Origin of the sequence: Priestia aryabhattai (assembly GCF_023715685.1) — a bacterium.
Lineage (GTDB): Bacteria > Bacillota > Bacilli > Bacillales > Bacillaceae_H > Priestia > Priestia aryabhattai_B.
On sequence record NZ_JAMBOQ010000021.1, the window covers coordinates 1 to 11992 of the forward strand.

Below are 11992 nucleotides of genomic sequence, written 5' to 3' on the forward strand. Positions count from 1 at the left end.
AACGGTTCCGCCGAGGGTTCTTTTTCCGGAGTATGCAGCTTTTTATACATCCTTGATATAACGCTGATTATCCAAGGCTTAAGTAGCAGAAAAATGTATAAAAAGCGCACCTTTTATACATATGCTATAGCACTCAAAAAATAGTCTTTATGGAAAAATTATGATATTATTAATTCGCAGTTATCTTTTCGTTACTTGTTATACGTTTAAGCCCTGCGAAAAAGCAACCTCGCTTGCCAATGCCGAGGTTGCTTTTTATTTATAAAATCAAATGTTATAAATACAATTTTATTTGTCGAAATAAGTCGAACGATTTACATATTATTCTACATATTAATTACACAAATAGAGGGCTATATGAAGAAAACATAGCTTGCTAACCTACTCAATTGTCGGATATAGTATATTTATAACATCTAGATTAAGTTTTTTGGTTCATCGGTCTCCTTGAACATAGAAAGGAGGCAATGATATGGAATTATTGGACCAAATTAATACTTTTCTAAACTTAGTAAAAGATCTAAATGAATTGTCACAAAGCAGCTTCGTAATTCTATTACCTTTATTAGGTGGCTTAAATTTCAATTTAAACCTTAACCTAAATAAGCAAGAAAAAGAAAAGAAAGAAACAAAAAAACTATCCTAATCGGCAAAATTAAGATAGTTTCCCTTGCTACATCGGGCCGGCAAAACTCAATGTAGCTCTTTCAAAAACTAGATTGTTTTACTATTAATGTTTAGGATGACTTGTACCAAAAACTAAACACCATAGAAATTTTTAAAAGGAAACGGATGAGTGGGTCATTCGTTTCTTTTATTTTATAATTTATTAATGTTCAAACCAAAGTTTAAACATTCCTCACAGGAATAAACTTCTGTGATTAATATTATGCCATAAAAGTTCACTGGTTGTGAACTTTTTTCAAATTATATACGAAATCTTATGGTCTTTCCAAACAATGTTCCTACCTTTTATTCTCCTTTTGAGTACGTCCACATGTACCTTAATAAACAGAACTATAACATTTAAGTACAAATCTAATTGTTAAGACAAGCCAATAATAACATTTATATATAATCCATTATTAATTTCGTGTTATATTTTACCTATAAAGACAAGGAGTGTTAAACATGAAGAATGAACTTAATCAAAAATTTTTGCACAAAGTTAGAAAACAACTTGAAAATGAAGGTTTTTCGACAGAAGATTTTTATATTAAACAATATTCTAAAATGGATACTATAGATAAAGACTCTCAGCCTTTCGATAGTATAGATGAAGATACAATTGTACTTTTAATAAGTTATACTTACGACGTGTCATATTATTTTAAGACAGAATTAACAATGATGGAAAAAACAAAAGAGTCATATGCAGGAGTCAACCTAATACAAAAAACTAAAACCCCTCAAATATCGGTAGAATATACCCCTGGCACTATTTTATTTACAAATGAAATTTCTAAAGTGAAAATGGAGGATTACTTTACTATTATTACACAATGGCTTTCTAACCTACGCGAAGAACTAGAAAGTGCACCGTTATGGAGACAAGTTACTTCTCACCAAGAAAAGTTAGAAGAAATAGAAAAAATTATTGATCAACAGGCTAATGATAATGGGGATTTATTTTTCTCTAAAGAAGAAGGAAATCAATTAAAAGAGAAATTAAATCAATTAGAAAAAATTCTACAAGAAAACCTTAAGGAAACTAATACAGAAGAAGAATTAGAAGAACAACAAGAAAAACTCCATAAAGAAGTTGAAATGTTAAAAGTTCAAGTTGAATACTTAAATAAAAAGAAGTGGCTCCTATCATTAAGTACAAAATTTATGAACTGGATCTCGAGAAATCCTTATAACTCAGCCCAAATCTCAAGTACAACAAGAGAACTACTTCCAATTGAAATAAAAGATTCATTAGCACCATTTCCAGAAAAAGAAAAAGTTGAAGTACTAGAACAGCCAGATAATAAATTAAAATCAATAAAAAATCGTTAAAAATAGCAAAGACCACCTTATAAAATATATTGTAATGGGTGGTCTTTGCTATTTTTACTTTATATAATTATTAGAAAAATCTCGACGTTATTTACGAATTTGTCTTATCTATTCTCTAATATATTTAGACATATATTTCTGAGAATATTTACTAGCTTGATCTCTTAAAAAATATGATGTTTTATCCAATTTCTTTTCCAAATTAGTTAAAAAAGCTATTCTTCCTTCAATATAGCTTTTAAAATAGTTGTTATATTTAGGATCAGATTCAATTTTTTTAGATCTTTTTTTGATTTCTTCAAGACAATTAATTACTTGATTAAGAACTTCAGTGTTTATATGAATAGCTAGTGAGGGCATTTCTATATCAATTTCATAAATATCATTAGACATAAAGTCAACAAATTTTTTTTGTACTGTTCTAAGTTCGTCATCAATTTCCTCTTTATATAAATGTTTTTTAAAATCAGAACAAATATTATTTGCTTTAACTGAAGTTTTTTGAGTTAATGCTATTAATTCAAATAAGGATTCCAAACGTTTTTCCCTTATTTTTTTCTTTTCAAATACATTATATGTAATAAAGCCACCAACTATAGCTCCTAATATGGAACTACCAAATGGTATAAATGGCTTTAATTGATTCATAAAATCAACAAAGTCTTTCAAGAAGATCCTCCTATAATATTATTTTATTTCCAAAACTCCCACCACTTTTTTTCTTGAGAAGCTGCAATTAATTTTTGAGTTTGCTGCATTTCTCTAAGAGAATTAGTTAAAGATTTATCTCGTTCCTCTATGCTAGACAGTATGTATTTTTCTTGCTGATCTAAACGCTTCAATAAATCCTGATTGAATTTATCTTGCTTTCTCATATATTCTTCTTGTGTTTCAATATGCTTCATAAGTTTGTCTATCGTTTCTTCCGAACGCTGCAAAGAACGGCGTTCTTCATTAGATTCTTCAGGAACGGATAGCGTTCGATCCTCGAACGTACCTTTACCAAACCTTGATATTATAATATCCGCCGCGTTATCCATTGGCATATTAGTCTCTTTTAATAAAGCTTGAAATTTCTTTAAAGCCACAAGATCATGTTCTGTAAAAAGACGTTGGTTTCTATCATTTCTAATAAACATATATCCTTTTTTCTCTAAAGATATACACCATTTTCTTGCTGTACTTTCTGATACATCTAACAAAGAATTAACTTCTTTAGGAGTATAAGCCTTATCAGTTTTATCCACGCTTTATCCCTCCGTGATCACGGCGTTATAGTTACCGTTCTCTATTTTTAAATAAATTTTATTAAGAATATAATACTAAACTTTAAGATAGATTGAAACTTGCTAAATCAATACGTTCGAGCTTAGAACGTTGCCCGTCCTCTCAAAATATAGAAAGGAACGCCGTTCCTATATAGCGTTCTTCTTTAAAGATAAAACAAAACATGAATTATATATAATAACTGATCCGCCTTAAGGCGGTCTCTTAGCCTTTATGGCTAATTCTTTGAACGAAAAAAATATAAAAAGATCCTTGCAATTCTAATAGCGAATTGTTATTAAATATAGAGTGAGAAAGGATAAGTACAATAATGTTGTTATATCAACGATTATAAGGGTAAGGGTGTGATTTTTTTTTCACACCTGTGTGATTTTTTTTTCACACCTAATTAATGTAAATAAGAAAAAAGTACACAAATTTGTGTACTTAAAATAAATAAACAGGTAGATTATGTTTCTTTTTATCATCTTTCACTCTAAAATTACGAAGTGATCGTTTAAAGATATGTTGAGTCGCCTTATCTACTCCATCTTTTGGAGAGCAACAAATAATATTTGGATTTACAAACCAAGTTCTTGAAGAACATGTACGACCTTCTTCAGTAGTCATTCCAGCTTCAGCAACACCTAAAATTCCTTTTTTTAAAAGACTATTCATAGTCCTAGAAATGTTTTCTCTTGTTTTACCAAACTGCTCTGCAAAATAACTAGGTGTAGCAGAATTTTGAATATCCATTCCTTCTAAAGACTTTTCAATAAGTACATTAGTTTTAAATTCTAAATAAGCCGAAACTTTAAATAAAAATGCTTGCTCTGAGTCCGTGATATACCTAATCTTTATTAGATACTCAATATTCTCATTAATCATTTGCGTAAACCTCACTTTATCAGAAGGTTTCTTCTTTTTACCGAAAAAGTAATCATCTCCAGTAACTTGTTTCATCATATTAAGTACTTGATTAACTTGGTCTTGAGAAAAACCTTTTAATTGTTCTATTTGCTTTCTTTCTAAATCAATATCTCTTAATCTTGCATTTTTTTCTGCTTGTTCAAAATTTAATATGTTATTTTTTTTCAAACTAATTCCTCTCCTTAAGTGGCAGGAATCAGTCCCTTATGATAGAATATGTATACATAAATATGTTTATAAGGGACCTATTCCCTTTCTGTATTCGAGAAACCGCCGAGCCGACCAAAGCATGGGCGGTTTTTCTCATTTTATACTACATTCAACACTATCAATAATTTCCCTCTTTTTCTACTCTTTTCGTAGTCTTTCAGCTAATTTCGCTAACAATTTATCATCTACTCGTTGAGGCTTATATCCCATCCTGTCTATTAAAATACCTTCTATAACCTTCATACGCTTCGTATAAAGCCCATATTGCTCTTCTGAATAGTTTACCATTGCTTGGTTAATTTGAGGACTCTTACCAGCCTTTTTAAGCGTTAGCATTAAGTCATAAGCCTTTGTCCGTTCTTTACGTACCAAACGCAGCAAAACTAACAAATCATACGTATGAAAGCATGCAAGTTCATTAAAAGGCTTCTCAACGTCCTCTAAGACCACAAATTCTTTTAGTTTCGGTCTTTTTATATTTAAACTAGCCCCACAAAAAGAGCAGCTTTCTTCTAATTCTTCTGTCCCACAATAACTACATATCAAACTATATTCACCTCGTTTACTAAAAGGAAAAGTAGGCTTAAGCCTACCTAGCTAGCCTTAAAGGCTATTTTAGCTTTTAGGGTACTCCTTATCCAACCGTTTTTGTCGTTGATTCACAATCCGTTCCCCTACAACTTTTTTGGCAAGTTTAGTTTCTTCTAATTCTAGAAGATCGGTTGTCATAATCCCCTCATAGCCATGGTGGAAATACAATCCATTCATGAATTCGATAAGAATTTGTGTGTTTTTATCTGCACTATTTGTTCCTAATCGAATTTTTTTAAGTTCATCTTTTAATACACCATGAAGATTTTCACTAACGGTTTCCGTAATATAGTCTAACGACCATTCTTTCTTTTTTTCTTCTCGATACTTTTTACAGATATCCATAATCGCTTCTCCTGGGAAACGAAGTTTATGTTCAGCCATATAATCTTGGATGTATTGATCCGTTTCTTTATCAAGTGTAATCATACGTCGTTGTGTTTCCATTACTCCTCCACATCTCCCATCAGTTCATAGATAATATCATTCATCTTTTCAATTGATATCGCACATTGTTTCATCATTTCGATGTTCTGATCAATGATCGCTTCTAATCTTTTTTCTCTTGCTACTTGCTCATCAAAAAAAGCTAATACTTCGAATTGTTCTTTCAAAAACTTTTGGCGAGACATCCCATTTTCTTTCGCTAGTTCATCAACTTTTTGCATAGCAACCGGATCAATATTTCGTAAAAAGATATCCATGAAATCATTCCTTTTTTATCAAATTGCAAAATTTCCAGTACGAGTAGAGAAGAGCATAAGGGGTTTTTGATATCACATGGCTGTGATATGCTGGGCAAAGCCCAGTAAAACAACGTTTTCACCTCAAAAAAAGTGATCCCACGAAAACTTCCAGTCTGTCGACCTGCTGTTGACCTAAAGAGTAGAAAAACGCCTAATGTTGACCTAGTGTTGACATCAATTTTGGCACTTTTTCGTACTTGTTGACCTACTGTCCCCTTTAAGTCCCCTCAACTTTTATGAAGTTTTAACGAGTTTTTGAAATATTTCTTGATGATAATTCGTGAAGTTTTGAGAAGAAGTCTGGGTAGTTTTTTTATAAAAATCGATTGCTTATTTCATCGAAGAAACGTTTAATTTTTGTAGAATGTTGCGTCTTTGATTCTTAATTGTGCTCTCTTCTTTAAAAAGAATGTCCTGCATTTCAACTATGGAATGACCATCAAGTGCAAGAGCAAACACGTCTTGTTCGGATGACGTAAATTGTTTTAAAAAGATTTTCTCTTTGAGTATTTTACATTCTTCCTCAAACTGTTTGAGGCGATCTACTTCTTGTACTAAATCAGAAGCCAAACTTAAAATGTTTTCGATACCCATTAACAATTTTTCAGTTTGATCCACGATCAGACCCTTCTACTTTTTGAGGGTAACCCATGTTACAATTAACTTGTATATGTTTTCACATGGGGGTACTTCCTTTGCAGAGGAAGTGCCCTTTCTTTTTACTCTTTTTTTCTAACCTTCTCTACATGTTCTTCTAAAATAGCCTTCACATATTTCGTGATACTGGTGTCATGCTCGACAGCTAGAAAGCGTAATTCCTTATGCAACTCTTCTGGAATATCACAAGTAAGCCGACGATTTCCCTTTTTAACTTTGCTCATATGCTCTTCCTTTCAAGCAACGTATTTAAGTGGCAACGTTGCTTTTATTTTAGTTTAAAGGATATAATTACCACAGTCAACTATGTCATTGGAAAAATTCAAATCTCTCACATTAGTCTTTATAAACCTATTTTAAAAGTACATGCTTCAAAGCATGCTAAAAACACATAAAAATATAAAATTAATAGATATTATTAAATTTTATTTTTAAGAGGTGACTTTATTGTATCCACACTATTATCGTCAAGGCCCATGGAATATTTTTGGCCCGGGAACATCGCCAGGGAGTCCTGGAACTATTTCTCAAGGCGCTACTCCACCCACCTCCACCTGTAAGTGCACCACCTGCAACTATCCCACAAAAGCCAGGAACTGGTCTTCCCCCAGGAACATTCGGTTATGTTCCCTCTATTTCCGTTAATCAATGTCTTTTTAAAATAGCTTACATTTGGCCAACAGGAGGATCTAGAGGCTTTTGGTTCTATCCTTATTACGTTGATCAAAACGGAATTGCGGGTTATATTCGGAATGGATCTTTCTGGCAACCAACTGGTCTTGACTTAAAAATGATTGACCTTATTACTTGTTAATTTTCTAGGTTCAAAAAACAAATTAGGAGATATTCAGAATGAAACCTTTGATTCCTTACGAATTTCAACAATTGCGTTTCCCTTTTCCACCAATAATTGCACCTCTTTCAGGTGGTGACCCTTTTCTGCAATATACGCCTTCACCTCGACCTCCTGTATTTCATGGGACAGTACCTCAATCTCAAATTCCATTCTATGGAACGGGGATGATACAACAGTGGATGCAACATATGATACCCATATATCCAAAACCATCATTCTTCCCTCAACCTGAACCTGTACAACTCCAACCCCAAATCCAAATAGGTCCACAATTAATTCCAATAGTTCCACCACCCATATATTTCCCACAAGTTCCGCAGCCAACCCCAACCTCTCCAATGCCTCCTCATCATCGGTAATCATAAAAGATGGACATTACGCATAATAGATAAAATAAAAGACCCAACAAATACAAAAAACATTGGCTAAGCCTTAGCTAATGTTTTTTGTATTTAGATAGATATTGTTAAAAAGGTGTATTCTTAGAAAGACGGATGATTCTAAGAGTACAAATTACATTATATTCATTGATCTGTTTTATGAATACGATATGTAAAGTTAGTTAACATAATAGACTTCATAGGTAAAAAAAAGACTATATCTTCAGTGAGAGTTTTTTTGTTTTCCAAATAATCATCAATAAAATCTTTTTGGAGTTTACATCAAAATTAAAATAAGTTTTTAATAGATTTTATATGAAAAACATACATAATAAAAACTTGATAGAATCTTGATATTATCTGTACGTTTCGATAACATTGAAAGATTCTCCACAAAACTTTAATCATTACCTCCATTATACCAAAAAGACTTGTACACTAGACCAATTTTTAGACTTTGTCTACAAACTGAAAGGAGTGCGAGATGCACTCCTTTTTTTCAACCTTAATATATTGAACCACAGTTGCCATGTGAATGGGTTCCTGGATAATAAAATTGTCCGGGATTATACCTGTGGGTAGTTGGCAGCGGATGGAACTGAAGAGGATGCAAAAGAGACTTCTGTTGCGGATGGGACTGAAGAGGCCCAAAAAGAGACTGCTGTTGCGGTTGGAACTGAACAGGCCCAAAAAGAGGTTGAGTTGGCAGATAAGCTGGCCACATCTGCGGGATTGGCGGCCCCAAAAAAGGTTGATATAACTGTGGCCAGAATACATTTGGCGGCCACCAATGTACCTTTCCAAGTTCAAGTAGTGGATCAATACGGGGACTTATTGAAAATCCATTCATAAAATCTCTCCTTGTTTACATCAAGTTTATCCTAAATTCCCTATATTCGTATGTTCTTTTTAGAGCAATTGCTCCAAATGACAGAGCGTTAGTTGAAGATGGAACAAAAACAAAACCGCCTTACTAAAGGCCGTTGAGGCTATCGAAAAAAGTCGACAGTCATTTTTAGCATTATTTTGTATAATATATCCATTAATTTATCTTGAGGTAACTTGCCTATAAAAATAGTATGTCGTATACCATATACAAAACTAGTTAACATAATGGATTTTATCGGGAATGATTTATGTTTTCTAAGCACTTTTTATTTTATGCCTTCTTAATAAGGCATATTTAATGCTTTTTTTGCGCTTTTAACGTCATTCATACGAAGCTTTGTGAGATCGTAAGATGAATAGTATCCTCTTCGATACATATAAGTAAAGACTTTATAGTGTAAATTAATTGCTTTTTGTAAATGACGATTAAATGTCTCATGTAGCGCTGGAGTAGCTGTTTCTGTAATAGCGATAGCATAAGAACGAACGGATGTTTTTGTAAAACCTAATAAACTGCCTGAAAAAAAAGCTGCCTCGTCACTTCTCATTTCATAGTGGTCTTCAGGATAAGGACCATAATTATAAAACGAAAGCAACTCGTTAAGATTTCCTTGTATTCCTTCAATAGCTTCTAAATATAAGTTCTTAAGTTCTCCATCTTGAACTTTTTTTATAGCTTTTTTAAATTGAATTAAGCTATTAGCTTGAAAAGCAACCAGTTCATGTAATTCAAGGGTTTCATGCCAAGCTAATTGCTGATAGTTTTGTCCATCTCCGTAAGGTTGATAATTCATATCCATACTCCTTTCATGTTATGAATTACTATACTCATGCAGGATTACGTTAGATAATTGTCCTATAAGAATAAAATTTTATATGTTGAGCAAACTACTCAAGATGCCGTGAGGCGTTAACCTGATGTGATGCATTTATGTAGCAGAAAAAACTCCTGACCAACCTGCAGGAGTTTTTTCTCTTTTTATGCTGTATACGATATACAAAATTAGTTTAGTCGGGTAAGTTAGGGGCATCACTGCCCCTGCCTCCCCTAAGAACCGTGCGAGTCCCTTTCAAGACACATCGGCTCAAGCCTCCCATTGCAGGTCCATTTGCTGTCGTATCCTCATCACACACCATAACGGTAAGTAAAACATACGCCGACGCTCCAAATGGAGGTACACATAACAGTACGTTTCTTTCGTCAGAAGATAGCCACAACCTTATGTTCCTACGAGAGACCAACGAGAAGTCAGCTCCCTTTCGGGCCTATCATAGGTTTGTCCGTAAGGACGATAGTATCCGTCCAGTTATACAGTTTCCTGCTTTCCTGTTCTCTTTCGAGGTAACGGCATTCGCTTTCTCTCGTATCCTATACCCTCTATCACATCGTTTGACTTTACAGTCATCCTACTGTTTACACAGATGACAAAGGGCTTACCAAGTTCCGCATCTTATAGATACGACGAGGTTAGGTGGGTTCTTTACTCCGGGCAAGATACGGGACGCGTCACAGCAGCATTATGAATCTGCTTTTCCTCTTACCAATACCCAGGCAAATCTGTACACTATCCTGAGCTAACACTGACGAAGCTTACAAACCTTCACTAATGTTCACCATACTCATCTTCCCCTAGCAGTGTTCCGAGTCGTGCACTGACTCTCTGTTTCCGCATTTCCGCATGCAACCCACGAGCCCGTTACCAGGCCCGCAGTTTTGGACGGGGATAGTTTTTGCGTCTAAACCAGTGGCATAAGCCACACTATATAAAAGCGACTTCTTGTCGCACCATAATGGATGTTCTCGGTACTCAAAACGACATGTCCACATACTTCCATATAGGCACACTGAGTCACCGACAATGAGAAGAATACATAAAAATAACTAACTATGTAAAATAGGGAGGTGTTTTATGTATTATCACCAATATTACTATCCATATCTTCAATCCCAAATGAATCGTCAACCACCACAACAACAATATCCACCAGTTGATACTGCTATTTTCGGTCATTCGGTAAGTTCCCTTCAAAAACTTGCTCTGGAATCCAGTACTTTACTTAAAATGTTTGCTGATCCAAATTTTTCTCATAGCTTGATGACAGCAGCTCAGGATGGAAACCAAATGAAGGTTGACAGTTTAATTAAATCGATAGGAATAAGTACACCTGTAACAGTTAAGTACAACCCAGATGGAATTTTATTGAGTATGCCTGCTCAAGCTCAAGGCTCAGAATGTTGTACTTTAAATATGTTTCTTAAATGGGGAAAGTTTCGAGGGAAACCTTTTTAAGATTCTATTTATTTCAAGTTTACATAATGAATTTCAACGGCTTTTTCTATATTTGACCATGTCCAAGCTCTTTTCATTAAGCTGCATATTCTACTAGTACAAGTATCTTTTATGAAAGGAGATGTTTTCTTGAACGAAAGAAAAAAAGCAAAAAGGAATTATAGTAATCATAATGCTTCGTTTGCTCCCTTTATCAGCCCAAACCCTATTACCTCATTCAATCCGATTCAGCGTTATCCTAAAATTGATAAAACAGCTTTCATAAGCCCATTTTCTAGTGTAATAGGTGATGTCAGAATTAAAGATAATGTATATATAGCTCCCAATGTGAGCATTCGTGCCGATGAGGGAACTCCATTTTATATCGGTTCAAACACAAATCTGCAAGACGGAGTTATTTTACATGGTTTATTGAACAAATACGTTCCTGTTGGCGGTAAAAGATATTCAATCTTTATCGGAAAGAAAGTAAGTATTGCCCATGGCGCTCTCATACATGGTCCTTGTTATATAGGAGATAACACATTTGTTGGTTTTAAATCAATTGTTTATAACGCAATTATTGGAGAAGGAACATTTATTGCATACAATGCAGTAGTAACAAATGGTGTACGTATTGCAGCAAATAGATTTGTTCCGCCTGGAGCTAACATAGACACACAAGAAAAAGCAAATGCTCTCCGCCGAGTTCCGGAAGATGGTAAAGAATTTGCACGAGAAGTACAACGTGTAAATCAAGAATTTCCTGCATCTTATAACTTATTGTTTGGTGCACATCGTTGTTCTTGTGGAATGCCTTATAATCAATGAAAATTATCGAAAAGTAATCCTCTAGGCTAGTTAGGCTTTATGAATAAAACATTATTAACAGAGCAAACTACTCAAGATGCCGTGAGGCGTTAACCTGATGTGATGCATTTATGTAGCAGAAAAAACTCCTGACCAACCTGCAGGAGTTTTTTCTCTTTTTATGCTGTATACGTTATACAAAATTAGTTTACATAATACCTCTTTCCGGAACACAACCCAAAAAAGAACCCTTGTCGCAGAACGGTTCCGCCGAGGGTTCTTTTTCCGGAGTATGCAGCTTTTTATACATCCTTGATATAACGCTGATTATCCAAGGCTTAAGTAGCAGAAAAATGTATAAAAAGCGCACCTTTTATACATATGCTA

The 11992-nt window shown here is 34.0% G+C and carries 15 protein-coding genes; 5 read left to right on the forward strand and 10 right to left on the reverse strand.

All coding sequences use genetic code 11. The annotated features are described in order from the left end of the window. Positions 1 to 472: 472 nt before the first annotated feature. Both M3225_RS28360 and M3225_RS28365 read left to right on the forward strand, forming a co-directional pair. Complete coding sequence (locus M3225_RS28360; protein WP_251400636.1) at positions 473 to 646, forward strand: hypothetical protein; 174 nt, start codon at positions 473 to 475, stop codon at positions 644 to 646. A gap of 485 nt (positions 647 to 1131) precedes the next feature. Continuing rightward, a complete protein-coding gene (locus M3225_RS28365; protein WP_251400638.1) occupies positions 1132 to 2001 on the forward strand; it encodes a hypothetical protein in 870 nt (289 codons plus the stop codon). Between the two features lie 108 nt (positions 2002 to 2109). Here the strand turns inward: M3225_RS28365 and M3225_RS28370 are convergent, their stop codons facing one another. The 9 genes from M3225_RS28370 to M3225_RS28410 form a co-directional block, all read right to left on the reverse strand. Further along, a complete protein-coding gene (locus tag M3225_RS28370; RefSeq protein WP_251400640.1) occupies positions 2110 to 2670 on the reverse strand; it encodes a hypothetical protein in 561 nt (186 codons plus the stop codon). A gap of 23 nt (positions 2671 to 2693) precedes the next feature. After that, a complete protein-coding gene (locus M3225_RS29855; protein WP_251400641.1) occupies positions 2694 to 3248 on the reverse strand; it encodes a DUF3967 domain-containing protein in 555 nt (184 codons plus the stop codon). 466 nt (positions 3249 to 3714) lie between these two features. Further along, positions 3715 to 4365 (reverse strand): MarR family transcriptional regulator, encoded by a 651-nt coding sequence (locus tag M3225_RS28380; protein WP_251400642.1) that lies wholly within the window; start codon positions 4363 to 4365, stop codon positions 3715 to 3717. Between the two features lie 180 nt (positions 4366 to 4545). Next, complete coding sequence (locus M3225_RS28385; protein WP_251400643.1) at positions 4546 to 4953, reverse strand: hypothetical protein; 408 nt, start codon at positions 4951 to 4953, stop codon at positions 4546 to 4548. Between the two features lie 69 nt (positions 4954 to 5022). Then, on the reverse strand, positions 5023 to 5445 hold the full coding sequence (locus tag M3225_RS28390) for a hypothetical protein (protein WP_251400644.1): 423 nt from the start codon (positions 5443 to 5445) through the stop codon (positions 5023 to 5025). Next, positions 5445 to 5702, reverse strand: a complete 258-nt coding sequence (locus tag M3225_RS28395; protein ID WP_074898697.1) for a hypothetical protein — start codon at positions 5700 to 5702, stop codon at positions 5445 to 5447. The genes M3225_RS28390 and M3225_RS28395 overlap by 1 nt, the downstream gene beginning before the upstream one ends. A gap of 372 nt (positions 5703 to 6074) precedes the next feature. Further along, positions 6075 to 6362 (reverse strand): LuxR C-terminal-related transcriptional regulator, encoded by a 288-nt coding sequence (locus tag M3225_RS28400; RefSeq protein ID WP_251400645.1) that lies wholly within the window; start codon positions 6360 to 6362, stop codon positions 6075 to 6077. A 101-nt stretch (positions 6363 to 6463) separates the two neighbouring features. After that, positions 6464 to 6625: a hypothetical protein gene (locus M3225_RS28405; RefSeq protein WP_251400646.1), complete on the reverse strand. Its 162-nt coding sequence runs from the start codon at positions 6623 to 6625 to the stop codon at positions 6464 to 6466. 623 nt (positions 6626 to 7248) lie between these two features. After that, positions 7249 to 7620, reverse strand: coding sequence for a hypothetical protein (locus M3225_RS28410; RefSeq protein WP_251400647.1), 372 nt, complete (start codon positions 7618 to 7620; stop codon positions 7249 to 7251). Positions 7621 to 8219: 599 nt separating this feature from the next. Here M3225_RS28410 and M3225_RS28415 point away from each other — a divergent pair. Further along, the gene (locus M3225_RS28415) at positions 8220 to 8489 is read left to right on the forward strand and encodes a hypothetical protein (RefSeq protein ID WP_251400649.1); all 270 of its coding nucleotides are present in this window, start codon (positions 8220 to 8222) and stop codon (positions 8487 to 8489) included. A 317-nt stretch (positions 8490 to 8806) separates the two neighbouring features. On the opposite strand, the gene M3225_RS28420 is transcribed toward M3225_RS28415, so the two are convergent. Further along, a complete protein-coding gene (locus tag M3225_RS28420; protein WP_251400651.1) occupies positions 8807 to 9319 on the reverse strand; it encodes a spore coat protein in 513 nt (170 codons plus the stop codon). Positions 9320 to 10435: 1116 nt separating this feature from the next. Between M3225_RS28420 and M3225_RS28425 the strand changes: the two genes are divergently transcribed. Further along, a complete protein-coding gene (locus tag M3225_RS28425) occupies positions 10436 to 10816 on the forward strand; it encodes a hypothetical protein (RefSeq protein WP_251400653.1) in 381 nt (126 codons plus the stop codon). A 129-nt stretch (positions 10817 to 10945) separates the two neighbouring features. Then, positions 10946 to 11626 carry a gamma carbonic anhydrase family protein gene (locus M3225_RS28430; protein ID WP_251400655.1) on the forward strand — a complete coding sequence of 227 codons (681 nt, stop codon included), beginning with the start codon at positions 10946 to 10948 and terminating at the stop codon, positions 11624 to 11626. The last annotated feature ends 366 nt before the right edge of the window (positions 11627 to 11992 follow it).